This is a genomic window from Delftia sp. DS1230, from assembly GCF_040112715.1.
Lineage (GTDB): Bacteria > Pseudomonadota > Gammaproteobacteria > Burkholderiales > Burkholderiaceae_C > Comamonas > Comamonas tsuruhatensis.
In genome coordinates this window covers 3,900,224-3,925,477 of sequence record NZ_CP157763.1, presented here as the reverse complement: position 1 = coordinate 3,925,477, position 25,254 = coordinate 3,900,224, and the positions used below count along the sequence as shown (strand labels likewise).

Below are 25,254 nucleotides of genomic sequence, written 5' to 3'. Positions count from 1 at the left end.
CTGGACTGGCATCTTGTGACGGGTTTACTACATTCGCGCGTCGGCAGGACGCAACAGGAGGCGTCGGACATGGCACATGGCAGGCGATGGCGGTACGGGACAGGGCTTTCAGGCGTCAAGGAGGCAAGGAGCTTGCTGGGCGCATGGCTGGCGGCCTGTGCATGCGGCGTGATGGCGCAGTCCGCCCAGCCGGCACCGGGCGTGCCGATGGCGGACCTGCCCCCCGCCGTGGTCAGTGCGCCTCTGCCCGATGTGGGCTCCATGGCGTCCAGGGTGCTGGCCTGCACGGCCTGCCATGGTCCCGAGGGACGGGCCACACCCAGCGGCTACTTTCCTCGCATTGCGGGCAAGCCTGCGGGCTATCTTTACCGCCAGCTCAAGAATTTCCAGCAGGGGCGCCGCAGCTATCCGGCCATGAACCGGCTGATCGAATTCATGTCGGACGACTATCTGCGCCAGATCGCCGTGCATTTCGCAAGCCTTGAGCTGCCCTATGCGCCGCCCGTGCCGGCGCAGCTGCCGCCCGCCGACCTCGCGCGTGGCGAGCAGCTGGTGCTGCAGGGCGACGCGCAGCGGGGCCTGCCCGCCTGTGCTGCCTGCCATGGCCAGCGGCTCATGGGCGCGGGCGACGATATCCCGGGTCTGCTGGGCCTGTCACGCGACTATCTCAACAGCCAGATCGGCGCCTGGCGCTCGGGCCAGCGCCAGGCGGCCGCTCCCGATTGCATGGACCAGGTGGCCAAGGCGCTGACGCCGCAGGAAGTCGTGGCCGTCACGGCATGGCTGTCGTCGCGGCCTGCATCGGCGACGCCGGGAGGGCACGAGGCCTTGGCGCGCCCCTTGCCGCTGCGCTGCGGTGCGGTGGCCGCTGTGGGCGGTCAGGAGGGCCGGCCATGAGTGTCCAAGTGGAAAATCCGGCCAGCGCGAGCGTACGCGGGCGGTGGCCCCTGCTGGCTCTTGTGGTCCTGGCCCTGGTCCTGGTGGGGCTGCTGCTGGTCTGGCTCAACCTGCGGGGGGAGCAGGGGGTTCATGCCTATGGCCACGGCGGCTGGTCGGGATCGACCGAAACACGGGCCGCCCTGGTCGAGCGCGGCGCCTACCTTGCGCGGGTAGGCAACTGCGCTGGCTGCCACACGGCGGCGGGCGGTGCCGAATATGCGGGCGGGCGGGGCTTGCCCACCGCGTTCGGCACGCTGTACACCAGCAATCTCACCTCCGACAAGGAGACGGGCTTGGGACTGTGGTCGGCGCAGGACTTCTGGCGTGCGCTGCACAACGGGCGCTCGCGCGAAGGGCGCCTGCTGTATCCCGCCTTCCCGTATGACAGCTACACCCGCGTGACGCGCGCCGATTCGGACGCCTTGTTCGCCTATCTGCAAAGCCTGCCCGCCGTGCGCGCGCAGACGCCGCCGCATGCGCTGGACTTTCCCTATGGCTGGCAGGGGTCGCTGGCCGTCTGGCGGGCGCTGTTCTTCTCGCCGAAGGATTGGCAGGACCAGCCAGGGAAGGCCCCGGCCTGGAATCGCGGCGCCTATCTTGCCCAGGGGCTGGGCCATTGCGCGGCCTGCCATGCGCCGCGCAATGGCCTGGGTGCCTCCGGCCAGGCCATGTCCGGCGGCTTTGTGGCAGGGCAGTCCTGGTATGCGCCTTCGCTGCTCGATCCCGGCGAGGCGGGTGTGCGCGCCGGCCAGGAATCCGCCTGGGTGCAGTTGCTGCAGACGGGGTCCGGCCCTTCAGGCTCGGCACTGGGCCCCATGGCCGAAGTCGTGGCGCGCAGCACCCAGCACTGGCAGCCACAGGATCTGCAGGCGCTGGCTTCCTATCTGCAGGAGCAGGGCGCTGCTGCCCCATCTGCCGGCACAGACGGGCACGGCGCCATCAAGGCTGTGCAGCCTGGGCAGATGGCCTTGGGGCGGGCCGTGTACGAACGGCAGTGCGCGGTCTGCCATGGTGCGCAGGGCCAGGGAACACCGGGCGCGTTTCCTGCGCTGGCCGGCAATGCCTCCGTGACCATGGCCGAGCCGCGCAACCTGCTGCTGGTGCTGCTGGACGGTGGCTATCCCCCGTCCACCCGGCAACAGCCGCAGCCGCATGGCATGCCGCCCTTTGGCCATGTGCTGTCTGACGCACAGGTGGCCGCCGTGGCCAGCTATGTGCGCAATGCATGGGGCAACAAGGCGGCGGAAATCGGTACCATGGAGGTTTATCGCGCCCGGGAAGGGCGTGGTTTCTGAGAGGTTTTCCATGGATTCAATGGCCGGCAAGCTGCCGGACGACAGCGCGGCAGCCAGCCCCTGGTGGGTGGTTTGCCTGTGTGCGCAATGGTGCGGCGTTTGCAACCAGTACCGGAGCGCGTTTGCGGAGCTGGCCACCCAGTTCCCGCAGATGCACTTCGTCTGGCTTGATGTCGAGGACCGCGAGGATGTGGCCGGGGACCTGGACATCGAAACCTTTCCCTCTGTGCTGATCGCTGACGGCGAGCGCGCGCGCTTTCTGGGGCCGGTGCTGCCCCAGCCGGGCGTTGTGGCGCGCATGCTGCAGTCATTGGCCCAGGACCCTGGCGCGGCCCCGGCCGACCCCGCCGAAGCGCAGGCCCTTTTGCGGCGGCTTCAGTCGGCGCAGGCGCTTGAGCGCGTGGGCGCCTGAGCATCCGGCGGAGGGGTGTCCGCCCTGGCCTGGGCTGCCTTGCGCAGTGCCTGCCAGCGCCTGTTTTTGTACGGCGCGAACTTGGCCTGGAGGTCGTTTGCGGATACAATGGCATATTCACGACCAAACGGGCGGGTACCAACCGCCCTTTTTTTTGGGCGATCTTCGGGCGACCTTAGGGATTGCCATGGGGCTCGGCGCTGTTGGGACATGGCTGCTGCCAAGGTTCCAGGGGCGTTCCGGGTCTTTTGTGTTTGCAGGATTGAATTTAATTACACGTGGCACTACAGCAAATCGTTGAACAAACCGTGACAGGTCTGGGCTATGACCTGGTGGAAATAGAACGCTCGGCAGGCGGGCTGTTGCGCGTCACAATTGATTTGCCTTGGCAGCCCCCGGTGGAGGGCGAGCCGGTGGTGCCGGAGCAGTTCGTGACAGTCGAGGACTGCGAGAAGATCACGCGCCAGCTGCAGTTCGCGCTGGAGGTCGATGGCACGGATTACACGCGCCTCGAGGTCTCCTCCCCGGGCATCGACCGCCCCCTGCGGCATGAGCAGGACTTCATCCGCTTTGTCGGGGAAGTCATCGACCTGACCCTCAAGGAGCCCATCGGCGCTGCCGCTGAAGGGCAGGTCAGCGCCAATCGCAAGAAATTCCGCGGCACGCTGGAGCGTGCCGAAGGTGGTGGCTGGCAGATCGTCTGGAGCGACGAGCCACCCGTCAAGCCTGGCCAGAGGGTCAGCAAGAAGCGTGTTCCCGCGCCCCTGCAGGCGCTGGGTTTCACGCTGGAGGAGCTGCGCGAGGCGCGTCTGGCTCCCCTTGTGGATTTCAAGGGGCGTTCTGCCAAGCCGGTCTGATCGGAGCGGGCAGGGTACGTCGAATCATTGGGGCAGAAGGGCATTGCCATCCCCTTTCTGCGTGATTGAAATAGGAGAGTCGTCGCATGAATCGCGAATTGTTGATGTTGGTAGAAGCCATTTCGCGCGAAAAGAACGTGGAGCGCGATTTGGTGTTCGGTGCAGTGGAATCGGCCCTGGCCCAAGCCACGAAGAAGCTGTACCAAGGTGAAGTGGACATCCGCGTGGCCATCGATCGCGACAGCGGTAACTACGACACCTTCCGCCGCTGGCTGGTGGTGCCCGATGATGCGGGCCTGCAAAACCCCGATGCCGAAGAAATGCTGATGGACGCACAGGACCGCGTCCCCGGCATCTCCGAAGGCGAGTACATCGAGGAAGAGATCGAGTCGGTGCCCATCGGCCGCATCGGTGCGATGGCGGCCAAGCAGGTCATCCTGCAAAAGATCCGCGATGCCGAGCGTGAAATGCTGCTCAACGAGTTCCTGTCGCGCGGCGACCGGATCTTCACGGGCACGGTCAAGCGCATGGACAAGGGCGACATCATCGTCGAGGCCGGCCGTGTCGAAGGACGCCTGCGCCGCAGCGAAATGATCCCCAAGGAAAACCTGCGCAACGGCGACCGCGTGCGGGCCATGATCATGGAAGTGGACGCCACGCTGCGCGGCGCGCCCATCATCCTGTCGCGTTCGGCGCCGGAGTTCATGGTCGAGCTGTTCCGCAACGAAGTGCCCGAGATCGAGCAGGGCCTGCTGGAGATCAAGAGCTGTGCTCGCGATGCCGGCAGCCGCGCCAAGATCGCCGTGCTCAGCCATGACAAGCGTGTCGATCCCATCGGCACCTGTGTCGGCGTGCGGGGCACCCGCGTCAACGCCGTCACCAATGAATTGGCTGGCGAGCGCGTGGACATCGTGCTGTGGTCCGAGGACCCCGCACAGTTCGTGATCGGTGCGCTGGCTCCGGCCAATGTGTCGTCCATCGTTGTGGACGAGGAAAAGCACGCCATGGACGTGGTGGTTGACGAGGAAAACCTCGCCATCGCCATCGGCCGTGGCGGCCAGAACGTTCGCCTGGCTTCCGAGCTTACCGGCTGGAAGATCAACATCATGGACGCGGCTGAGTCTGCGCAAAAGCAGGCGGACGAGTCTGCCGTTGCGCGCCAGCTGTTCATGGAAAAGCTCGATGTGGACGAGGAAATCGCCAACATCCTCATCGAGGAAGGTTTCGAGACCCTGGAAGAAGTGGCCTACGTGCCGCTGCAGGAAATGCTCGAAATCGAGGCGTTCGACGAAGAGACGGTGAACGAGCTGCGCACCCGTGCGAAGGATGCCCTGCTGACGCAGGAAATCGCGCACGAGGAAAACGTGGGCAAGGTGTCGCAGGATCTGCTGACGCTCGAGGGAATGACTCCGGAGATCGTGGACAAGCTGGCCGAGGCCAATGTGCACACTCGCGACGATCTGGCCGATCTGGCCATCGATGAGTTGACCGAGCTGACCGGGCAGACCGAGGAAGAAGCGAAGGCTTTGATCATGAAGGCGCGTGAGCACTGGTTCACCGAAGGGCAAGAGTAAGGTCAGGGAGGTTCAGAGCATTTATGTCCAGTAATACGGTTGCCGAGTTTGCAAAAGAGCTCAACAAGACCCCTGACACGTTGCTGCAGCAGCTCAAGGCTGCAGGCGTCGCCAAGGACAACGCATCGGATGCGTTGACCGACGGCGACAAGCAGCAACTGCTCAGCCATCTGCAGGCCAGCCACGGAAGTGGCGCCAAGAAGATCACGCTGACCAAACGGTCCACCAGCGAGATCAAGCAGGCCGATTCGTCGGGCCGCGCCCGCACCATCCAGGTGGAAGTGCGCAAGAAGCGCACCTTCGTCAAGCGCGACGAGGCCGCCGAAGGCGCCTCCGACCCCGCTGCCGTTGCGGCTGCCCAGGAGCAGCGCGCGGCGTCGGAGCGCGAATCTCAGGAATTGGTGCGCCGCGAAGGGGAAGCACGTCGCCAGGCCGAAATGATCGGCCGGGAGGAGGAAGAATTGGCACAGCAACGCCGTGAGCGCGAAGAGCGCGAGCTAGTCCAACAGCGCGAGCGCGAAGCCGAAGAGCGCGCAGCCGCCTATGCGGCTGCCGAAGCCGCAAAGATTGTCGAGGCCAACCGCGCTAAGCAGGAAGCCTCGCGCGAGCAGGCTGCCGGCCAGATAGCGCGCGCCGAAGCCCAGCTCGCGGCACGCGCCAAGGCCGAGGAAGAGTCCAAGGCCCGTGCGGCCGAGGAAGCCGAACGCGCCAAGGATCTGGAAGACCGCCGCCGCAAGGCGCTGGCCGAAGCCGAAGCCATTCGCGCCATGATGGCCGCGCCCAAGAAGGTGCTCGTGGCCAAGAAGCCCGAAGAGCCCAAGCCCGTGGCAAAGCCTGCAGCGCCTGCTGCCGCCGATGCCAAGAAGACCACGCTGCACAAGCCCGCTGGCACGACCGCCGGCGGAGCCGGTGCGCGCGCGCCTGCCGGCGCCGGCAAGGAAGTCAAGTCCGCCAAGCTCTCCTCGAGCTGGGCCGGCGATGGCAAGAAGAAGGAAATCAAGACCCGTGGCGACAGCTCCGGTGGCGTGGGCGGCCGTTCCAACTGGCGCGGCGGCCCGCGTGGCGGGCGTCGTGGCAATGACCGCAATGACGGACAGCACCAGAGCGCGGCAACGGAATTCCGCGCCATCGAAGTGCACGTGCCCGAGACCATCACCGTGGCCGAGCTGGCGCACAAGATGTCGGTCAAGGCATCCGAGCTGATCAAGGTGCTGATGAAGATGGGCCAGATGGTCACCATCAACCAGCCCCTGGACCAGGACACGGCCATGATCGTGGTCGAGGAAATGGGCCACACCGCCAAGGTCGCTGCGCTGGACGATCCCGAAGCCTTCACGGCCGAGGAAGTGTCCCAGCAGGAAGCTGCCCAGGAGTCGCGCGCCCCCGTGGTCACCGTCATGGGCCACGTGGACCACGGCAAGACCTCGCTGCTGGACTACATCCGCCGCACCAAGGTTGCGTCGGGCGAAGCCGGCGGCATCACCCAGCACATCGGTGCCTACCATGTGACGACGCCCCGCGGCATCGTCACCTTCCTGGACACCCCGGGCCACGAGGCCTTCACGGCCATGCGTGCCCGTGGTGCACAGGCCACCGACATCGTCATCCTGGTGTGCGCTGCCGACGACGGCGTGATGCCCCAGACCAAGGAAGCCATCAAGCACGCGAAGGCGGCGGGTGTGCCCATCGTGGTTGCCATCACCAAGGCCGACAAGCCCGATGCCAACCTCGACCGCGTCAAGCAAGGCCTGGTGGCCGAGCAGGTGGTGCCTGAAGAGTACGGCGGCGAGTCCCCGTTCATCGCCGTGTCGTCCAAGACCGGCCAGGGCATCGACGAGCTGCTGGAACAGGTCCTGCTGCAGGCCGAAGTGCTGGAGCTGACCGCTCCCGTGGAAGCCGCTGCCAAGGGTCTGGTCATCGAAGCGCAGCTGGACAAGGGCCGCGGCCCCGTGGCCACGGTGCTGGTGCAGTCCGGCACGCTGAAGGTGGGCGACGTGGTGCTGGCAGGCCAGACCTACGGCCGCGTGCGCGCCATGCTGGACGAAGACGGCAAGCAGACCAAGTCCGCTGGCCCCTCCATCCCGGTGGAAATCCAGGGTCTGTCCGACGTGCCCCAGGCCGGCGACGACTTCATGGTGCTGCAGGACGAGCGCCGCGCTCGCGAAATCGCGACCTACCGCGCCGGCAAGTTCCGCAACACCAAGCTGGCTCGCCAGCAGGCTGCCAAGCTCGAGAACATGTTCGCCGAAATGGGTGCGGGCGAGGTCCAGACCCTGCCCATCATCGTCAAGGCCGACATGCAGGGCTCGCAGGAAGCACTGGGCGCATCGCTGCTCAAGCTCTCCACCGAAGAGATCCGCGTGCAGCTGGTCTACTCGGGCGTGGGCGGCATCAGCGAGTCCGACGTGAACCTGGCGCTGGCCTCCAAGGCCATCATCATCGGCTTTAACGTCCGGGCCGATGCCCAGGCGCGCAAGACGGCCGAGAGCAACGATGTGGACCTGCGCTACTACAACATCATCTACGACGCCGTCGAAGAGGTGAAGGCAGCGATGTCCGGCATGCTGGCTCCCGAGCGCAAGGAAGAGATCATCGGCATGGCCGAGATCCGTACCGTGTTCGTGGCGTCGAAGATCGGCACCGTGGCTGGCTCGTACATCACGCAAGGCCAGGTTACGCGCAATGCGCATTTCCGCCTGCTGCGCGAGAACGTGGTCATCTACACGGGCGAGATCGAATCGCTCAAGCGCCTGAAGGACGACGTCAAGGAAGTCAAGGAAGGCTTCGAGTGCGGTATCAAGCTCAAGAACTACAACGACATTCGCGAAGGCGACGTGCTCGAAGTGTTCGAGATCAAGGAAATCGCGCGCTCGCTGTAATTCGACATGGCAACACGCAAGTCCGCTGCGCCGAACCGCAGCTTCAAAGTCTCCGACCAGATCCAGCGGGATCTGGCGGAGCTGATCGCACGCGAGTTGAAGGACCCGCGCGTGGGCATGGTGACGCTGCAAAGCGTGGAGGTGACTCCGGACTATGCCCACGCCAAGGTCTACTTCAGCCTGCTGATCGGCGATCCGCAGGAGACGCAGGACGCCCTGAACCAGGCCGCAGGCTTCCTGCGCAACGGCCTGTTCAAGCGCCTGCACATCCATACCGTGCCCACGCTGCACTTCATCTACGACCGCACCACCGAGCGTGCGGCCGACATGAACGCCTTGATCGCCAAGGCCGTCTCCTCGCGCGGGAAGGAAGAGTAGCCCCATGAACGCGCCACGCACAAGGGTGCAGCGGCGCCCTGTGCATGGGGTGTTGCTGCTCGACAAACCGCTGGAGCTGTCCAGCAACGACGCCTTGCAGAAGGTCAAGTGGTTGCTGCGCGCCGAAAAGGCCGGACACACCGGCACGCTGGACCCGTTGGCCACCGGCGTGCTGCCGCTGTGCTTCGGTGCGGCGACCAAGTTCAGCCAGTTGCAGCTCGAAGCTGCCAAGACCTACGAGGCGATTGCGCGCCTGGGTCAGACCACGACCACGGCCGATGCGGAGGGCGAGGTGCTGCGCGAGCGCGCCATCGATCCCGCCGCCCTCACGGCCGAGCGGCTTGCCGCCGTGCAGGCGCAGTTCACGGGCTCCATCCGCCAGGTGCCGCCCATGTACAGCGCGCTCAAGAAGGACGGCAAGGCTCTTTATGAATATGCGCGTGCCGGCATCGAAGTCGAGCGTCCGGCGCGCGAAGTGACAATCCACGCACTGGAGCTTTCGCTGACGCAAGACAGCCAAGGCCAGCCGGCGATCCGGATGCTGGTGACCTGCAGCAAGGGCACCTATATCCGCACGCTGGCGGAGGACGTGGGAGAGGCCCTGGGCTGCGGCGCGCACCTGCGCGCGCTGCGCCGTATCGACACCGGCGGGCTGGGTGTCGAGCGCTGTATCTCGCTGGAGGCGCTGGCCGCCATGGGCGAGGACGAGCGTCTGCAGCAGTTGCAGCCTGTCGATGCCTTGCTGGCCAGCCACACGGCTGTCACGCTGGGCGAGCAAGATGCGGCCCGTTTTCTCACGGGCCTGCCCCGCAAGGGCGCTTGGGCCGATGCCGAGGCGGTGGCTGTGTATGGCGAAAACCCCCAGGCTCTGCTGGGGGTGGGGCGCGTGGTGCGTGGGGAACTCATCCCCGCCCGCCTGCTCAGTTCACTGGAAATTCAACAGATTTTGGAAGACACGCCGCGCCCATGACGCAGCGGCAATGGGAAAACACTATGAGCAAACAAATCCGCAATATCGCGATCATCGCCCACGTGGACCACGGCAAAACCACCATGGTGGACCAGCTGCTGCGTCAATCCGGAACCTTCGCCGAGCACGAGAAAGTCGTGGACACGGTGATGGACAACAACGCCATCGAACGCGAGCGTGGCATCACCATCCTGGCCAAGAACTGCGCCGTGAGCTGGAACGACACGCACATCAACATCCTCGACACACCCGGCCACGCGGACTTCGGCGGTGAAGTGGAGCGTGCCCTGTCCATGGTCGACGGCGTGGTGCTGCTGATCGACGCGCAGGAAGGCCCCATGCCCCAGACGCGCTTCGTGACCAAGAAGGCGCTGGCCCTGGGCCTGAAGCCCATCCTCGTGGTCAACAAGGTGGACAAGCCCGGCGCGCGTCCCGACTACGTGGTCAACGCCGCGTTCGACCTGTTCGACAAGCTGGGTGCCACCGACGAGCAGCTGGACTTCCCCGTGGTGTACGCCTCGGGCATCAACGGCTGGACCTCGCTGGAAGAAGGCGCTCCGGGCGAGCAGTGGGGCCCCGACATGTCGGCCCTGTTCGACACCATCCTGAAGCACGTGCCTTCGGTCAAGGGCGATCCCGCCGCTCCGCTGCAAATGCAGATCTCGGCGCTGGACTACTCCACCTTCGTGGGCCGCATCGGCGTGGGCCGCATCACTTCCGGCACGCTCAAGCCTTCGACCGACGTGCTGGTCATGGAAGGTCCTGACGGCAAGAGCTACAAGGGCCGCATCAACCAGGTGCTGAAGTTCCAGGGCATCGACCGCGTGCAGGTGACCGAAGCCGGCCCCAGCGACATCGTGCTGGTCAACGGTATCGCCGACCTGGGCATGGGCGTCACGCTGACCGACCCGCTGAACCCCCGGCCGCTGCCGATGCTCAAGATCGACGAGCCCACGCTGACCATGAACTTCTGCGTCAACACCTCGCCGCTGGCGGGCCGTGAAGGCAAGTTCGTGACCAGCCGCCAGATCTGGGACCGCCTGCAAAAGGAACTGCGTTCCAACGTGGCCCTGCGTGTCAAGGAAACCGACGAAGACGGCATCTTCGAAGTGTCGGGCCGCGGCGAACTGCACCTGACCATCCTGCTGGAAGAAATGCGCCGTGAAGGCTACGAGCTGGCCGTGTCCAAGCCCCGCGTGGTCTACCGCGACGTGGACGGCGTGCGCCACGAGCCCATCGAGCTGGTGACGGCCGACATTGAGGAAGGCCACCAGGGTGGCGTGATGCAGGCCCTGGGCGAGCGCAAGGGCGAGCTGGTCAACATGGAACCCGATGGCCGCGGCCGCGTGCGCCTGGAATACCGCATTCCTGCGCGTGGCCTGATCGGCTTCACCAACGAATTCCTGAACCTGACCCGTGGTTCCGGCCTGATCTCCAACATCTTCGACAGCTACGAGCCGCACAAGGGCGAAATCGGCGGCCGCAAGAACGGTGTGCTGATCTCCATGGACGAAGGCGAAATCTTCACCTACGCCCTGGGCAAGCTGGACGACCGTGGCCGCATGTTCGTCAAGGCCAACGATCCCGTGTACGAAGGCATGATCATCGGCATCCACAGCCGTGACAACGACCTGGTGGTCAACGCCACGCGTACCAAGCAGCTGACCAACTTCCGCGTGTCCGGCAAGGAAGATGCCATCAAGATCACGCCCCCGATCGACCTGTCGCTGGAATACGCGGTGGAATTCATCGAGGACGACGAGCTGGTGGAAATCACCCCCAAGAGCATCCGCGTGCGCAAGCGCCACCTGTCCGAGAACGAGCGCAAGCGCGCTTCGCGCGCAGGCGCATAAGCGCCGTGGCGCCGAGGGCGCGCGCAAGCCAGCCGGCTTCGTCGCCCTGATTGTCAAAGGCCGCATCCGCGGCCTTTGTCTTTTCTGCGGCGGCTTCTGCCACGCCGTCCGCCAGGCCGTCCGTCAGGCGTTCAGCCGCAGCAGCAATTCGCGCAGGCGCTGGCCGGCCGCTGCGCTTTGCTGCGGGTTGAGCGCCAGGGCCAGGCCGATGGAGGGCAGGGTCCCGGCGTCTTGCAGCGTGCGGAACACCACGCCCGGCGTGCTGCCCTTGGCCACGACGGCCGGCACCAGGGCCACGCCCAGGCCCGCGCCCACCAGGCTGACCAGGGTCTGGGCCTGCACCGCATGCTGCTTGACCTGGGGCATGAAGCCCGCGTTCTGGCAGGCCAGCACCACCAGCGCATGCAGGCCGGGCACTTCGCTGGGGCGGTAGTTGACGAAGGGCTGGTCGGCCAGATCCCGCAGCCGCAAGGCGGGCCGCTGCAGCAGCGGGTTGCCTTCGGGCAGCACGGCCACCAGTTCGTCCTTTTCCACGGGCGTGATGGACAGCTCGGTGGCCTGCGTCACCGGGTAGCGCAGCAGGCCGGCATCGAAATCGCCGCTGGCCACCTGCGCGCAGATCTCGCGCGTGGTCGATTCGGTCAGCACCAGGTCGATCAGCGGATATTCGCTGCGAAAGGCCTGCACCAGCCGTGGAATCAGCGAGAACGTGGCCGAGCCTATGAAGCCTATGTGCAGCCGGCCGCGCTCGCCGCTGGCCGTGGCCTGCGAGACCTCCTGCACCTGGCGCGCATGGTGCAGTGCCAGCTCGGCACTTTCCAGGGCCGCCCGGCCTGCCTCGGTCAGCTCCGTGCCCCGGCGGTCGCGCTGGAACAGCTGCACGCCCAGGCTGTCTTCGAGCCGGCGGATGGATTGGGACAGCGGCGGCTGCGACATGTGCAGCTGCTCGGCCGCCTGCCGGTAGTTGAGCGTGCGGGCCAGGGTGACGAAGTGACGCAGTTGGCGCAGGTCCATTGATATCCACCGTGTATCAGCGATGCTGAATTAAGTCTTAGACGCGACTTCAAAGATATCAAATACTGGCTCCCTGAAGCAACATGGAGACCACAGTGCAGGCTGCGTTGACAGGGATTCGGGTGCTGGATCTGTCCAGCGTGGTGTTCGGGCCGCTGGCCAGCCAGGTGCTGGCCGACTATGGCGCCGAAGTCATCAAGATCGAGCCGCCGGCCGGCGACTCCACGCGCCACACCGGCCCTGCCGTGGAGCCCGGCATGGCGGCCATGTTCATGGGCACCAACCGCAGCAAGAAGAGCGTGGTGCTCGATCTCAAGCAGGACGAGGCGCGCCAGGCCCTGCATGCGCTGCTGGCCACGGCCGATGTGTTCATGCACAGCATGCGCCCGCAGAAGCTGGCCCCGCTGGGCCTGGACCCCGACACGCTGCGCGAGCGCTATCCGCGCCTGGTCTACGCTGGCCTGCATGGCTTTGGCGAGGACGGCCCCTATGCGGGCATGCCCGCCTACGACGACGTCATCCAGGGCATGAGCGGCCTGGCCGACCTGATGGAGCGCCAGACGGGCGAGGCGCGCTACCTGCCCACCATCGCGGCCGACAAGACCTGCGCCCTGGTGGCCGCGCATGCCGTGCTGGCGGCGCTGTTCCAGCGCGAGCGCAGCGGCCACGGCTGCTTTGTCGAAGTGCCCATGTACGAGACCATGGTGGGCTTCAACCTGGTCGAGCATTTCTACGGCATGCACTTCAGCCCCGCGCTCAGCGGCGCAGGCTACCCGCGCGTGATGGCGCCCTGGCGCAAGCCCTACCGAACGCTGGACGGCCACGTCTGCATGATGCCGTACACCGATGCGCACTGGCAGCGCTTCTTCGCCGCCGTGGGCCAGCCGCAGCTGGCCCTGGATGCGCGCTTTGCCAGCCAGGCCAGCCGCACGGCCCACATTGCCGAGCTGCTGGAGACCGCAGGCGAGCATGTGGCCCTGCACGGCACCCAGCACTGGCTGGACACCTGCCAGCGCCTGGAGATTCCTGCCGCCCCGGTGGCACGCATGGACGATCTGCCTGCCGATCCACACCTGCAGGCCACGGAGTTCTTCGTGCCGCTGCACGACGCCGCCATGGGCACGGTGCACCTGCCTCGCTCCTCCGTGCGCATGGATGGCCGGCAGGCGCCCATGGGCATGCCCCCGCGCCTGGGTGAGCACACGGCGGCGCTGCTGGCCCAGGCGGGCTGGAGCGCCGAGCGCATCGCCGGCCTGCAGACCACGCAACAGGAGACATGAGATGACAGTGAACACCCCGCAGCCCCACCCTGGCGCCGCCTGGAACGCCGTGCCCCGCATGGGCCAGGGCTTTTTCTGGCAGGACCTGCAGGTTGGCCAGCAGCTGCGCACCTTCCGCCGCACCGTGACCGAATCCGACCTGGTCGCCTTCATCAACGTCACCGGCATGCTGGAGGCCATCTTCATCGAGGACGGCTATGACGGCGGCGCCATCGCAGGCCGTCCCGTACCGGGCGCGCTGACCTATACGCTGATCGAAGGCTTCATCCTGCAAAGCATGATCCAGGGCACGGGCCTGGCCATGCTGGAGCTGCACCAGAAGATCCTCGGCCCCGTGCTGGTGGGCGACACCATCGAAGCCCTGGTCGAAGTCACCGCCATCAAGCCCACCTCCAAGGGCAACCGCGCCGTCGTCACCTCGCGCATCGAGGTCTTCAACCAGGGCCACCACAAGGTCATGGAGTACACGGCCGTGCGCCTGCTGGCAGGGCACAGCTAGGCGGACAAAAGAATTCCCATAACGACACCAGGAGACAACAGCATGGACAAGAAAGGCAACAAGGCCGCAGGCAGACAAGGGCGGCGCAGGATGCTGGCCGCCGTGGCGGCCTGCATGGCAGCCGCAGCGGCAGTGCCGGGAGCGGCCCTGGCCCAGCAGCCCTGGCCCAGCAAGCCCATCACGCTGGTCGTGCCTTTCCCGCCGGGCGGGCCCACCGACCTGGTGGCGCGCGTGCTGGCCCAGCAGGTGGGGCAGCAACTGGGCCAGACCGTGATCGTGGACAACCGGCCCGGCGCCAACGGCAACATCGGCAACGCCCTGGTGGCCAAGGCCGCGCCCGATGGCTACACCGTGCTCTACAACACTTCGTCGATTGCGCTGAGCCCGTCGCTCTACAAGAAGATGAGCTACGACGTGAACAAGGACCTGATGCCCGTGGCGCTGACGGCCGTGGTGCCGCTGGGCCTGGTGGTCAACCCCAAGCTGCCAGTGAAGAACGTGCAGGAGTTCGTGCGCCATGCCAGGGACAAGGCGGGCCAGCTGTCCTATGGTTCGGCCGGCAACGGCAATGTCACGCACCTGGCGGCCTTCCAGGTCGTGCAGCACTACCAGATCGAGGCCAGCCACGTGCCCTACAAGGGCAGCGCGCCGGCCGACGTGGATCTGGTGGCCGGGCAGATCGACTTCATGACCGACACCATCAACTCCGTCGCACCCTTCATCAAAGAGGGACGGCTCAAGCTGCTGGCCGTGAGTTCCTCCAAGCGCCTGCCCAACTTCCCCGACGCACCCACGCTGGCCGAAAGCGGCATGTCCGGCTTCGAGGCCGGGGCCTGGCAGGGCGTGATGGTGCCCGCTAAGACGCCAGCCGCCATCATCCAGCGGCTCAACCAGGAGCTGATGCGCGCGCTCAAGGACCCGGGCGTGGTCGAGAAGCTGCAGCTGCAGGGCGCCGAAGGCCTGGGCTCCTCGCCCGAGGAATACGGCGCCTACATCCGCAGCGAGATCAAGCGCTGGGCCGGCGTGGTCAAGAGCACGGGCGTCTCTCTGGACTGAGTGCGCTGCGGTGCGCGGCGGCTGCCCGCCCTGTCGTGCACTTGCGCAAATTGGCACCTGTTTGTCAGGGGTGGGCGCGGATTTTCAGCTATGGTTGCGGCTCATCGCCCCGGGCTGCCGGGGCAGGGCATGCATAGCAACAAGGAGCAAGATATGACGGGAGCTGCCGGCGAAGTCCTCAGCGAAGTGCGGGGCCGCATTGGCATGATCACCTTGAACCGGGCCAAGGCGCTGAACGCGCTGTCGCTGGGCATGGTGCGCGATCTGCTGGCCACCCTGCTGGCCTGGCAAAAGGACGATCAGGTGCTGGCCGTGGCCATCCGCGGCATGGGCAAGGAAGGGGCCTTCGGCGCCTTCTGCGCGGGCGGCGACATCCGTTTTCTGCACGGCGCAGGCAGCACGGGCAATCCCCAGCTGGAGGACTTCTTCACCGAGGAGTACGCGCTCAACCACCTGATCCACACCTTCGGCAAGCCCTACATCGCCTTCATGGACGGCATCGTCATGGGCGGCGGCATGGGCATCAGCCAGGGCGGCACGCTGCGCATCGTCACCGAGCGTACCAAGATGGCCATGCCCGAGACGGCCATCGGCCTGTTCCCCGATGTGGGTGGCGGCTACTTCCTATCGCGCTGCCCCGGTCACGCGGGTGAGTGGCTGGCGCTGACGGGCGACGTGATCGGCGCGGCCGACGCGCTGGACTTCGGCCTGGCCGATGGCTATCTGCCCTCGGACCAGCAGCCTGCGCTGTGGGATGCCCTGGCCGCCGACAGCTTTGCCGATGCAGCGGCCGTCGAGGCGCTGGTGAAGTCGAAGTTCACGGCCCCGGCCAAGCCAGCGGCCCAGCCCCGCGCCGAGATCGACCGCGTGTTTGCCCTGCCCACGGTGGCTGCCATGGTGCAGGCACTGGAAGCGGCGGATGGCGAGTGGGCGCAGCACACGGCAGCCACGCTGCGCAAGCGCTCGCCGCTGATGCTGCACGTGGTGCTGGAGCAGATTCGCCGCGCACGCGGCATGACACTGGCCCAGGACCTGCGCATGGAGCGCGACATGGTGCGCCACTGCTTTTACCTGCGCCCCGGCCAGAGCGAGACCATCGAAGGCATTCGCGCCCTGGCCGTGGACAAGGACCACCAACCGCGCTGGAACCCCGCACGCATCGAAGACGTGCAGGACGCGCAATGGCGTGCCTTCTTCGACAGCCCCTGGCCCGTGCACTCGCACCCGCTGGCGGCGCTGGACTGATCGCGCGGCGGTTGCTCAAACCTCCAAGGGTTCAAAAGGCTATCCGGCACCGCGCCGGATGGCCTTTTTTTCGGTTCAGCAATCAGCGGGCTCCATGCGGCAGGAATGGCCTGCCAGCAGCCGTACCGCGTCGTCAATGCGCGGGCCCGGATCCCATTCGGGCACGGGCGGCGTCAGGCCCAGGGCCATCTGCCGCAGCGGCTCGGCAATGGCCATGGACAGCAACAGGTCGCAGATGACATCGGGCTGCTCTGCCCTGAGCAACCCCTTCGCGCACTGGCGCCGCAGCCAGTCCACCAGCATGCCGCGGCCGCGCTCTATGCCGTTGCGCTGGTAGACCTCCAGCAACTCGGGCTTGGCGGGGAAATCGGTGGTGAGCAGGCGGAACATCCCCACCGCCTCGGCCGACAGCACGCGCGCGGCAATCACGCGCAGGATCTCGGCCAGCGCCGGAGCCACCTCTGAGGCCGACTGCGCATCGGCCGACAGGGCGGGGCGGAAACCGTCGGTCCAGCTGCGCACCACCAGGGCCACCAGATCCTCGCGGTTGGCGGCAAAGCGGTAGAGCGTCTTCTTGGCCAGCCCCGCGCGCTTGGCCACGGCTTCCATGGTGGTGGCGGCATAGCCTTCGTTGAGCAAGAGCCAGGTGGCGGCGGCCAGGGCGGCATCGTTGGCCTCGTGCTCGGGCCGGGCCGGCCGCCCGCGCGGCCTGGGGGCCGCAGGAGTGATTTCGGATTCCATTGGATTTCTTGTCGTTCCGTTCGGTGTTGTGCAGGGTCGTGCCTGGTTGTGCAGCATTTTGTTACCCGGCTGGGATTATCCGATTGTTTGGAAACGTTGTTCGTTTCTTTAATATAAGATGGCTTTTCCTCATCAACCCAGGAACGGAAAACACCCATGAACTCCCATGCCTTCGAGCCCGACATTTCCCGCATCGACGAGCTGCTGCACATCACGCCGCTGCGGCTGGAGACGGGAATCCAGCGCCTGCCCAGCGGCTGTCTGGTGGTGGCCTGCCGCACCGACCTGCACGGCTGCAGCGGCCGCATGCTGGACTGGTGGTTCAAGTTCTTCGAGACCACGCAGCACATCAAGTGGTGGCATCCGCATGACCACATCGCACATCGCGGCTGGGATGCGCAATGGAAGAAGGGCGAGAGCTACATAGGCGCTTCCATCGAGGCCGTGGAGTCCCTGGCCGATATTCCGCCCGTGGCGGCCAAGCTCAAGTTCCATGATCCGCGCGAGCTGTTCGACCCTGCGCAACTGGAGCTGGCCTTTGCCGAAAAACGCGCCTCGGCCGCCGTGTATGCGCGTATCGGCTTCGGCGAGCATGTGCAGCTGGATGCCAGCGGGGACCCGATGGACGGGCAGATGGTGCACCTGGCGCGCGATACGCCCTTTGGCTGCGTGCTGCGCAGCCGCTTCCTGCTGGGGCAGTCCTGCACGGACCCGGCGGCCGAGCTGCCCGACGCGCTGGGCCTGGGCCTGCTGCGCCACTGCTACACGGAGTTCACCTACCTGTCGCGCTTTCTGCCCTCGCTGTACTACGGCGAACATGGCAACGGCGAGGCGGCGCCGCTGCCCTGGTAGCCGTGGCCCCAGGCTTCAAAGCTGCTGGTGCACGGCCGTGGCCAGCTGCAGCAGTCGGTTGCGCGGCAGGGCGCCGCTGAGGGCATAGCCAAAGCCCTGGTCCACCCAGTAGAAGCTGGGCACGGGGCCGTCGCTGCTGAAGCGAAAGGCGGTCTCGCCACGCGTGGCCGGGTCCTCCAGCGCGCCCAGATACAGGGTGATGCGCTCGCCGGCCGCATCCTGGTACATGAACTGGGCGCGTGCGCCGCTGTCGCCGGGCAGCAGCCGGCCGCCCACCAGCTCATAGCCCAGTTCCGTGAGGGCTGGCAGCTTCAGCGGCCGGCCCAGGCGCTTGGAAAGCCATTGCAGCAAATGGGCCTGTTGCGCTGCCTCGACCTCGACCGGGTGGCGCTGCTCGGGCTGGTAGACCGCGTGGGCGACTGCTGCCTGATGGGCGAAGCGGGCAGGTGCGGCAGCGGCCAGCGTGTCCGCCGTTGAGGGTGCCGCAGGCGCTGCCTGCTGCCCGTGCACCAGCCAGCCCAGGCCGAAGGCCAGCAGCCAGCCTGCGGCCATGCCGCCCCAGCGCCACCATTGCTGCTGGCGCTGTTGCAGGCCCTGCAGCTGCTCGGCGGCGGCGCGCATTTCATCGGGCATGGGCGGTTCGCTGCGGGCGCTGTGCAGGGCGCGCAGCAGCTGCCGCTGGCGCTGCCATTGCTCCACGCGTGCTGCGCTGTCTGCATCCAGTTGCTCGCGCAGCGCCTGTGCCTGTGGGGCCGGCAGGCGGTCATCGACCAGGGCATGCAGCTGCTCGTCGGGGATGGCCGTGGCAGCCGAGACACAGGAGGAGGAGGGGGAGGTGGGGGCGGGGGCAGTCATGGCGGCCTCGTCATTTGAGCCGGCGCAGCGACGGGGCTGCGGCTTGGGGTGCAGCAGTCTGGGCGGGCGAAGCTGCGGGCGGTGCCTCCATCAGCTCGCGCAACCGGGAGCGTGCGCGCGACAGGCGCGACATCACGGTGCCCAGGGGCAGCTGCAGCACGCGCGCCGTGTCGGCATAGCTCATGTCCTCCACGCTGACCAGCAGCAGCACGGCCCGCTGCTCGGCGGGCAGGCGCTGCAGGCAGCGCTCCAGGTCCAGGGCAGCGTCGCTGCTGTCCTCGGGCGCTGCCAGGGACTCGGACAGGCTGTCGATGTCCAGCCACTGCCCTCGTGCGGCAGAGCGCCGCTGGTTCAGGTAGAGGTTGTGCATCAGGGTGAACAGCCAGGCGCGCAGATCGCCATCGGAGCGCCACAGCAGCCATTTGCGGCAGGCGCGTTCCAGCGTGTCCTGCACCAGGTCGTCGGCTGCCCAGGCATCGCCTGCCAGCAGCCGCGCGTAGCGGCGCAGGCCGGGCAGGTGCTCCAGGATCTGGCTGCGGTCCATGGGCAGGTCCGAAGGCGGATGCGGCTGGAATCAGGGGCGTGCGGTATGCCAGACGCCCATGACGCCGTCGCCCGTGGTATCGCCGGCCTTGCCGTCCTTCACCCAGTAGTACAGGGGCTTGCCCTTGTAGGCGATCTGGCTGCTGCCATCGTCGCGCTGGATCACGCTGTAGTTGCCGCCAGAGGGCGCCTGCTTGCCCATCAGGGGCGGCCAGTTGGTCGCGCAGGGGCCATTGCAGACGGACTTGCCACTGCCGGCCGTGTCCTTGTCGAAGGTATAGAGCGTCATGCCGTTGGCGCCGACCAGAATGCCGTTTTGTACGCTGACCGCACTGGGCGGCGTCTGGCCAGAGGCGTTGGCCGCAGGCGCGGAATAGCAGCCTGCCAGGGCCAATGTCAGGGCTGCCGTGAAGGCACAGGTACCAAGTTTCATGCCGAGCTTCTTCATCGCTGTCTCCGGTGCTTGCCGGCGCGCGAAATTGCGGCCGGACACTGCAATGAACACTGGGCCGTGCCGGTTTATTCCGCAGCAGTGCAAAAAAAGCTGCGGATGCCCGTCAGCGGTTGAAGCTCTTCATGGCGCGCTCGACCTCGCGCTTGCCTTCGCGGTCCTTGATCACGTCGCGCTTGTCGTGCTCGGCCTTGCCCTTGGCCAGGGCAATGTCGCATTTGACATAGCCGTTCTTCCAGTGAAGGTTGATGGGCACCAGGGTGAAGCCCTTTTGCTCCACCTTGCCGATCAGGCGCAGGATGTCGTCCTTCTTGAGCAGCAGTTTCTTGATGCGCGCCGCGTCGGGGTTGACGTGGGTGGAGGCGGTCTTGAGCGGGTTGATCTGGCAGCCGAGCAGGAACAGCTCGCCGTCCTTGACGATGACGTAGCCGTCCGTCAACTGCACCTTGCCGCTGCGCAGTGCCTTCACTTCCCAGCCGTGCAGCACGATGCCGGCCTCGAAGCGTTCCTCGAAGAAGTAGTTGAATGCGGCTTTTTTGTTGTCGGCGATGCGCGACTGTGTTTCAGGTTTCTTGGCCATGGAGTAATAGATGCGGCGAAAACCTGGAGATGAAAGGTCTCCCTACAATACTGGATTGCCGTCTTCCCGCCGTGCGGGATTTTAGTTTCGCCTTGCCGTCATTGTGACAGCCGGCTGTGCCATGGCGGCGCTGCCGGTGTTTTGCATGCCGTGCAGCCCGCCCCATTCATGAAAAAAGTCAACAAGTCCGTCCTGATCTGGTACAGCCCCCAAGAAATGTTTGCCCTGGTGACGGACGTGGCCCACTATGCCGACTTCCTTCCCTGGTGCGATCAGGCCAGGGTGCTGGAGCAGGACGAGCAGGGCATGACGGCCGAGGTGGGCATTGCATTCGGCGGCATGCGCAAGTCCTTCGTCACGCGCAACACGCACAGCGTGCTCGACGATGGCGGGCGCCAGGTCAGCATCCGCCTGATCAAGGGGCCGTTCTCGCGGCTGGAGGGCCACTGGATGTTCCGCCCCGTGGGCGACGGATCGCAGCGCGCCTGCCGTGTCGAACTGCAACTGGACTACGGTTTCGACAACATGGCCCTGGCCGCCGTGGTCGGCCCGGTGTTCGACCGCATTGCAGGCTCCATGGTCGATGCCTTCATCAAGCGTGCCGAGCAGGTCTATGGCTGAGCCCCAGCCCGCTGTGCGCATCACGCTGGCCTGCAGTGCGCGCGCCGGCGAAGTCGTCGAGCTGTTTCTGCAATTGCCGGCCGGTGCCACGATTGCCGATGCGGTGGCGGCGGCGGGCGGCTGGCAGGCGCTGGGCTTTGCGCAGGCCGGGCCGGCAGGCCTGTGGGGCCGCAGCGCGCCTTTGACGCAAGCCCTGCGCGACGGTGACCGAGTGGAGCTGTACCGGCCCTTGACCGTGGACCCCAAGGTGGCGCGCCGCGAGCGTTTCGCACGCCAGGGCGCTCGGGCCACGGGGCTGTTCCAGCGCCAGAGGCCTGGAGCCAAGGCCGGCTACTGAGCCGGCCCGGATTCGGCGATCAGCGCATTGCGCCGCAATCGGAGGCGATGATGGCGTCGGCGCGCTTGAGTTCCGCATCGCGCGTGGCGTCGTCCATGAAGCCGCGCTCGCCCTGCTCATTCGTGTAGCCCAGCAGGCGGCCCGAAGACAGCGCGGTCTTGGACTGCTTGGCGCGTGCGCAGTTGTCCTGGCGCTGCTTGGCAATCCGTTCCTTTTCCGCCTTGGCCTTGGCGGCCTCCTGGGCTTCGGCCTTGCGCTTTTGCTCTTCCAGTGCCTTGTCGGTGCCTGCGGGCTTGGTGTCCTTGGCGGCTGCGGCAGGTGCTGCCGGTGCCGCGGCGTCCGCCGCAGGCGCCGTGCCTGCATCCGCAGCTGCCGCAGCGGCGGAGGGCGCGGCGGCAGGCGGCGGTGTGCTGCCGCCAGGCTGGCGCAGGATGTTCTTGGCTGGAATGTCAGGAGGCGGTGCGCGGTCGCTGAAGACCTTGCGGCCTGTGGCGTCGACCCATTGCCACTGGGCGGCTGCGGGCAGCGAACAGGCGGCAAGCGTGACTAGCAAAACAAGCTTGATGGCGTGCATGGTGAGTTGGGGATCGGGCCGAATGGCCTACAGCATACATTGTGATCCGGCGCACGGGTACAATCCTTCTTTTGGAGCTCTCACATGCGCCTTCTCGGTAAAGCCCTGACCTTCGACGACGTCCTTCTGGTCCCCGCTTTCTCCCAGGTCCTGCCCAAGGACACTTCGCTCAAGACGCGCTTTTCGCGCAACATCTCCCTGAACATTCCCCTTGTGTCCGCCGCCATGGACACCGTGACCGAGGCGCGTCTGGCCATTGCCATCGCGCAAGAGGGCGGTATCGGCGTCATCCACAAGAACATGACGGCCGAGCAGCAGGCCGCCGAAGTGTCCAAGGTCAAGCGCCACGAATCCGGCGTGGTGCACGACCCCGTGGTCATCACCCCCGAGCACACCGTGCTGCAGGTGCTGCAGCTGTCCGAGAATCTCGGCATCTCGGGTTTCCCCGTCTGCGACGGCGGCAAGGTGGTGGGCATCGTCACCAGCCGCGACCTGCGCTTCGAGACCCGCTACGACGTCAAGGTCAGCCAGATCATGACGCCGCGCGAGCGCCTGATCACCGTCAACGAGAAGGACGGCACCACGCCCGTGGAAGCCAAGGCCCTGCTCAACAAGCACAAGCTCGAACGCATCCTGGTCGTGAACGACGCCTTTGAACTCAAGGGCCTGATCACCGTCAAGGACATCACCAAGCAGACCACCTTCCCCAACGCAGCGCGTGACAGCGCAGGCCGCCTGCGCGTGGCCGCCGCCGTGGGCGTGGGCGAGGGCACCGAGCAGCGCGTGGAGCTGCTGGTCAAGGCCGGCGTCGATGCACTGGTGGTGGACACGGCCCACGGCCACAGCAAGGGCGTGATCGACCGCGTGCGCTGGGTCAAGCAGAACTACCCGCAGGTGGACGTCATCGGCGGCAACATCGCCACCGGCGCCGCTGCGCTGGCACTGGCCGAGGCAGGCGCCGACGCCGTCAAGGTCGGCATCGGCCCCGGCTCCATCTGCACCACGCGCATCGTCGCCGGTGTGGGCGTGCCCCAGATCATGGCCATCGACAGCGTGGCCCAGGCCCTGCAAGGCACGGGCGTGCCGCTGATCGCCGACGGCGGCATCCGCTTCTCGGGCGACATCGCCAAGGCCCTGGCCGCTGGCGCCTCGACCATCATGATGGGTGGCATGTTCGCCGGCACCGAAGAGGCTCCGGGCGAAGTCATCCTGTACCAGGGCCGTTCGTACAAGAGCTATCGCGGCATGGGCTCCATCGGCGCCATGCAGCAGGGCTCGGCCGACCGCTACTTCCAGGAATCGAGCACCGGCAACCCCAATGCCGACAAGCTCGTGCCCGAAGGCATCGAAGGCCGCGTGCCCTACAAGGGCTCCATGGTCTCCATCGTCTACCAGATGGCCGGCGGCGTGCGCGCTGCCATGGGCTACTGCGGCTGCGCCACCATCGAAGAGATGAACAACACGGCCGAGTTCGTGGAGATCACCGCCGCAGGCATCCGTGAATCGCACGTGCATGACGTGCAGATCACCAAGGAAGCGCCCAACTACCGCGCCGACTGACCCAGGGCCAGCGCCTTGGCGCGAGATGGAAAAGAGGTCCGGGCAGCCGCTGCCCGGACCTCTTTTTTTGTGCGCTCTCGAAGCTCAGATGGCGAAGCTCAGATGACGACGCTCAAATGGCGAAGTTGTCCAGCACCGCGCCCGAGCTGGCGCTCGATGCGTTGAACGCGAACTTGGCCTGCACGCCCCGCGTGTAGCGGGGCGCGGGAGCCTTCCATGCCGCACGGCGCTGGGCGAGCAAGTCTTCGGGCACGTTCAGCTGCAGCTGCAATGCGTGCGCGTCGATGGTGATCGAGTCGCCCTCGTGCACCAGCGCGATGTTGCCGCCCACGGCCGCTTCCGGCGCCACGTGGCCGACCACCATGCCCCAGGTGCCGCCGGAGAAGCGGCCATCGGTGATCAGGCCCACGCTCTCGCCCAGGCCGGCACCGATCAGGGCGCCCGTGGGGGCCAGCATTTCCGGCATGCCGGGGCCGCCCTTGGGGCCCAGGTAGCGCAGCACCATCACGTCGCCGGCCTGTATCCTGCCGTCGAGGATGGCAGCCAGTGCCGATTGCTCATCGTCGAACACGCGTGCCGGGCCGGTGATGACCGGGTTCTTCAGGCCCGTGATCTTGGCCACCGCACCTTCCGGGCTCAGGTTGCCCTTGAGGATGGCCAGGTGGCCCTGCGGGTAGAGCGCATCCGAGAGGGGGCGGATGACCTGGGGGTTGGGCGGTTCGTCAGGCACGCCGGCCAGGGTCTCGGCGATGGTCTGGCCCGAGATGGTGATGCAGTCGCCGTGCAGCAGGCCCGCATTCAGCAGGATCTTCATCACCTGCGGGATGCCGCCCGCCTGATGCAGGTCCACCGCCAGGTATCTGCCGCTGGGCTTGAGATCGCACAGCACCGGCACCCGCTGGCGGATGCGCTCGAAGTCGTCGATGGACCAGGGCACGCCGGCCGCATGGGCGATCGCAAGAAAGTGCAGCACGGCATTGGTGGAGCCTCCGGTCGCCATGATCACCGAGACCGCGTTCTCGATGGACTTGCGCGTCACGATATCGCGCGGCTTGAGGTCCATCTTGATGGCCTCGATCAGCACCCTGGCGGATTCCTTGGCCGAGTTCTCCTTTTCATCATGGGGATTGGCCATGGTGGAGGAGTAGGGCAGGCTCATGCCCAGCGCCTCGAACGCGCTGGACATGGTGTTGGCGGTGTACATGCCGCCGCACGAGCCCGTGCCGGGAATGGCGTGCTGCTCGATGTCCTTGAGCTCCTGGTCGCTGATCTTGCCTGCGGCGTTTTCGCCAACGGCCTCGAACACGCTGACGATGTTCAGGTCCCGGCCTTTCCACCTGCCGGGCAGGATGGTGCCGCCGTAGACATAGATGGCCGGCACATTGGCGCGCAGCATGCCCATCATGCCGCCCGGCATGTTCTTGTCGCAGCCGCCGACCACCAGCACGCCATCCATCCACTGGCCGCCCACGCAGGTCTCTATGCAGTCGGCGATCACCTCGCGGCTGACCAGCGAGTACTTCATGCCTTCCGTGCCCATGGACATGCCGTCCGAGATGGTCGGCGTGCCGAACACCTGCGCGTTGCCGCCGGCTTCCTCGATGCCTGCGATGGCCGCGTCCGCCAGCCTTTGCAGGCCGGAGTTGCACGGCGTGATCGTGCTGTGGCCGTTGGCCACGCCGACCATGGGCTTCTTGAAATCCTCTTCCTTGTAGCCCATGCCGTAGAACATGGAGCGGTTGGCGGCGCGCGCTTTGCCTTCGGTGATGTGGGCGCTTCGGCGGTTGATCTGGTTCGGCGGGGTCATGGCATGTCTCTCGTTGTGGGGGTTGGATGAGTATGGGCCGACTGATTCATCTGATCCAATCCTATTCATCGGCATGATTGAT

Annotated in this window: 25 protein-coding genes; 17 read left to right on the top strand and 8 right to left on the bottom strand. The window is 66.4% G+C overall.

Features of this window, described 5'->3' with window-relative positions; genetic code table 11:
- Positions 1 to 69: 69 nt before the first annotated feature.
- From AAN986_RS17650 to typA, 9 genes are all read left to right on the top strand, one after another.
- Complete coding sequence (locus tag AAN986_RS17650) at positions 70 to 897, top strand: c-type cytochrome (protein ID WP_047217230.1); 828 nt, start codon at positions 70 to 72, stop codon at positions 895 to 897.
- Positions 894 to 2,234 (top strand): cytochrome c, encoded by a 1,341-nt coding sequence (locus AAN986_RS17645; protein ID WP_016452384.1) that lies wholly within the window; start codon positions 894 to 896, stop codon positions 2,232 to 2,234. Before AAN986_RS17650 ends, AAN986_RS17645 begins: the two co-directional genes overlap by 4 nt.
- Before the next feature lie 10 nt (positions 2,235 to 2,244).
- On the top strand, positions 2,245 to 2,646 hold the full coding sequence (locus tag AAN986_RS17640; protein WP_016452383.1) for a thioredoxin family protein: 402 nt from the start codon (positions 2,245 to 2,247) through the stop codon (positions 2,644 to 2,646).
- A gap of 278 nt (positions 2,647 to 2,924) precedes the next feature.
- Complete coding sequence (gene rimP, locus AAN986_RS17635; RefSeq protein WP_026062108.1) at positions 2,925 to 3,503, top strand: ribosome maturation factor RimP; 579 nt, start codon at positions 2,925 to 2,927, stop codon at positions 3,501 to 3,503.
- 86 nt (positions 3,504 to 3,589) lie between these two features.
- The gene (gene nusA / locus AAN986_RS17630) at positions 3,590 to 5,077 is read left to right on the top strand and encodes a transcription termination factor NusA (protein ID WP_016448885.1); all 1,488 of its coding nucleotides are present in this window, start codon (positions 3,590 to 3,592) and stop codon (positions 5,075 to 5,077) included.
- A 23-nt stretch (positions 5,078 to 5,100) separates the two neighbouring features.
- Positions 5,101 to 7,956 carry a translation initiation factor IF-2 gene (infB, locus tag AAN986_RS17625; RefSeq protein ID WP_016448884.1) on the top strand — a complete coding sequence of 952 codons (2,856 nt, stop codon included), beginning with the start codon at positions 5,101 to 5,103 and terminating at the stop codon, positions 7,954 to 7,956.
- 6 nt (positions 7,957 to 7,962) lie between these two features.
- Positions 7,963 to 8,334, top strand: a complete 372-nt coding sequence (gene rbfA, locus AAN986_RS17620; RefSeq protein ID WP_016448883.1) for a 30S ribosome-binding factor RbfA — start codon at positions 7,963 to 7,965, stop codon at positions 8,332 to 8,334.
- A gap of 4 nt (positions 8,335 to 8,338) precedes the next feature.
- Entirely contained in the window at positions 8,339 to 9,304 is a 966-nt protein-coding gene (truB, locus tag AAN986_RS17615) for a tRNA pseudouridine(55) synthase TruB (RefSeq protein WP_047217232.1), read from the top strand.
- Positions 9,305 to 9,327: 23 nt separating this feature from the next.
- Complete coding sequence (gene typA / locus AAN986_RS17610; protein ID WP_026062109.1) at positions 9,328 to 11,157, top strand: translational GTPase TypA; 1,830 nt, start codon at positions 9,328 to 9,330, stop codon at positions 11,155 to 11,157.
- A 123-nt stretch (positions 11,158 to 11,280) separates the two neighbouring features.
- Here typA and AAN986_RS17605 read toward each other — a convergent pair whose 3' ends face one another.
- Positions 11,281 to 12,171 carry a LysR family transcriptional regulator gene (locus AAN986_RS17605; protein WP_047217233.1) on the bottom strand — a complete coding sequence of 297 codons (891 nt, stop codon included), beginning with the start codon at positions 12,169 to 12,171 and terminating at the stop codon, positions 11,281 to 11,283.
- Between the two features lie 83 nt (positions 12,172 to 12,254).
- On the opposite strand from AAN986_RS17605, the gene AAN986_RS17600 reads away from it, so the two are divergent.
- The 4 genes from AAN986_RS17600 to AAN986_RS17585 all read left to right on the top strand — a co-directional run bounded on the left by AAN986_RS17600 (position 12,255) and on the right by AAN986_RS17585 (position 16,251).
- Positions 12,255 to 13,451 carry a CoA transferase gene (locus AAN986_RS17600; protein WP_047217234.1) on the top strand — a complete coding sequence of 399 codons (1,197 nt, stop codon included), beginning with the start codon at positions 12,255 to 12,257 and terminating at the stop codon, positions 13,449 to 13,451.
- A 1-nt stretch (position 13,452) separates the two neighbouring features.
- Positions 13,453 to 13,950 (top strand): MaoC family dehydratase, encoded by a 498-nt coding sequence (locus AAN986_RS17595; protein WP_047217235.1) that lies wholly within the window; start codon positions 13,453 to 13,455, stop codon positions 13,948 to 13,950.
- 42 nt (positions 13,951 to 13,992) lie between these two features.
- A complete protein-coding gene (locus AAN986_RS17590) occupies positions 13,993 to 15,006 on the top strand; it encodes a tripartite tricarboxylate transporter substrate binding protein (protein WP_047217236.1) in 1,014 nt (337 codons plus the stop codon).
- Between the two features lie 153 nt (positions 15,007 to 15,159).
- On the top strand, positions 15,160 to 16,251 hold the full coding sequence (locus AAN986_RS17585; protein ID WP_349335425.1) for an enoyl-CoA hydratase/isomerase family protein: 1,092 nt from the start codon (positions 15,160 to 15,162) through the stop codon (positions 16,249 to 16,251).
- A gap of 75 nt (positions 16,252 to 16,326) precedes the next feature.
- On the opposite strand, the gene AAN986_RS17580 is transcribed toward AAN986_RS17585, so the two are convergent.
- Positions 16,327 to 16,992 carry a TetR/AcrR family transcriptional regulator gene (locus tag AAN986_RS17580; RefSeq protein ID WP_016448875.1) on the bottom strand — a complete coding sequence of 222 codons (666 nt, stop codon included), beginning with the start codon at positions 16,990 to 16,992 and terminating at the stop codon, positions 16,327 to 16,329.
- Between the two features lie 156 nt (positions 16,993 to 17,148).
- Here AAN986_RS17580 and AAN986_RS17575 point away from each other — a divergent pair, with 156 nt between their 5' ends.
- Entirely contained in the window at positions 17,149 to 17,844 is a 696-nt protein-coding gene (locus AAN986_RS17575; protein ID WP_047217237.1) for a hypothetical protein, read from the top strand.
- Between the two features lie 15 nt (positions 17,845 to 17,859).
- Here AAN986_RS17575 and AAN986_RS17570 read toward each other — a convergent pair whose 3' ends face one another.
- The 4 genes from AAN986_RS17570 to smpB form a co-directional block, all read right to left on the bottom strand.
- A complete protein-coding gene (locus AAN986_RS17570; RefSeq protein ID WP_047217238.1) occupies positions 17,860 to 18,699 on the bottom strand; it encodes an anti-sigma factor in 840 nt (279 codons plus the stop codon).
- Between the two features lie 10 nt (positions 18,700 to 18,709).
- The gene (locus AAN986_RS17565) at positions 18,710 to 19,243 is read right to left on the bottom strand and encodes a sigma-70 family RNA polymerase sigma factor (RefSeq protein WP_016448872.1); all 534 of its coding nucleotides are present in this window, start codon (positions 19,241 to 19,243) and stop codon (positions 18,710 to 18,712) included.
- A 30-nt stretch (positions 19,244 to 19,273) separates the two neighbouring features.
- Positions 19,274 to 19,690, bottom strand: a complete 417-nt coding sequence (locus AAN986_RS17560) for a hypothetical protein (RefSeq protein WP_016448871.1) — start codon at positions 19,688 to 19,690, stop codon at positions 19,274 to 19,276.
- A gap of 109 nt (positions 19,691 to 19,799) precedes the next feature.
- Positions 19,800 to 20,273, bottom strand: a complete 474-nt coding sequence (gene smpB / locus AAN986_RS17555) for an SsrA-binding protein SmpB (protein WP_016448870.1) — start codon at positions 20,271 to 20,273, stop codon at positions 19,800 to 19,802.
- A gap of 168 nt (positions 20,274 to 20,441) precedes the next feature.
- Here smpB and AAN986_RS17550 point away from each other — a divergent pair, with 168 nt between their 5' ends.
- On the top strand, positions 20,442 to 20,894 hold the full coding sequence (locus tag AAN986_RS17550) for a type II toxin-antitoxin system RatA family toxin (protein WP_016452375.1): 453 nt from the start codon (positions 20,442 to 20,444) through the stop codon (positions 20,892 to 20,894).
- Positions 20,887 to 21,231, top strand: coding sequence for an RnfH family protein (locus AAN986_RS17545; protein WP_016448868.1), 345 nt, complete (start codon positions 20,887 to 20,889; stop codon positions 21,229 to 21,231). The genes AAN986_RS17550 and AAN986_RS17545 overlap by 8 nt, the downstream gene beginning before the upstream one ends.
- Before the next feature lie 19 nt (positions 21,232 to 21,250).
- Here the strand turns inward: AAN986_RS17545 and AAN986_RS17540 are convergent, their stop codons facing one another.
- On the bottom strand, positions 21,251 to 21,805 hold the full coding sequence (locus AAN986_RS17540) for a DUF4124 domain-containing protein (protein WP_034364364.1): 555 nt from the start codon (positions 21,803 to 21,805) through the stop codon (positions 21,251 to 21,253).
- A gap of 84 nt (positions 21,806 to 21,889) precedes the next feature.
- On the opposite strand from AAN986_RS17540, the gene guaB reads away from it, so the two are divergent.
- On the top strand, positions 21,890 to 23,365 hold the full coding sequence (gene guaB / locus AAN986_RS17535) for an IMP dehydrogenase (RefSeq protein ID WP_013803023.1): 1,476 nt from the start codon (positions 21,890 to 21,892) through the stop codon (positions 23,363 to 23,365).
- Between the two features lie 112 nt (positions 23,366 to 23,477).
- Here the strand turns inward: guaB and ilvD are convergent, their stop codons facing one another.
- Positions 23,478 to 25,172, bottom strand: coding sequence for a dihydroxy-acid dehydratase (gene ilvD, locus AAN986_RS17530; RefSeq protein ID WP_047217239.1), 1,695 nt, complete (start codon positions 25,170 to 25,172; stop codon positions 23,478 to 23,480).
- Between the last annotated feature and the right edge of the window lie 82 nt (positions 25,173 to 25,254).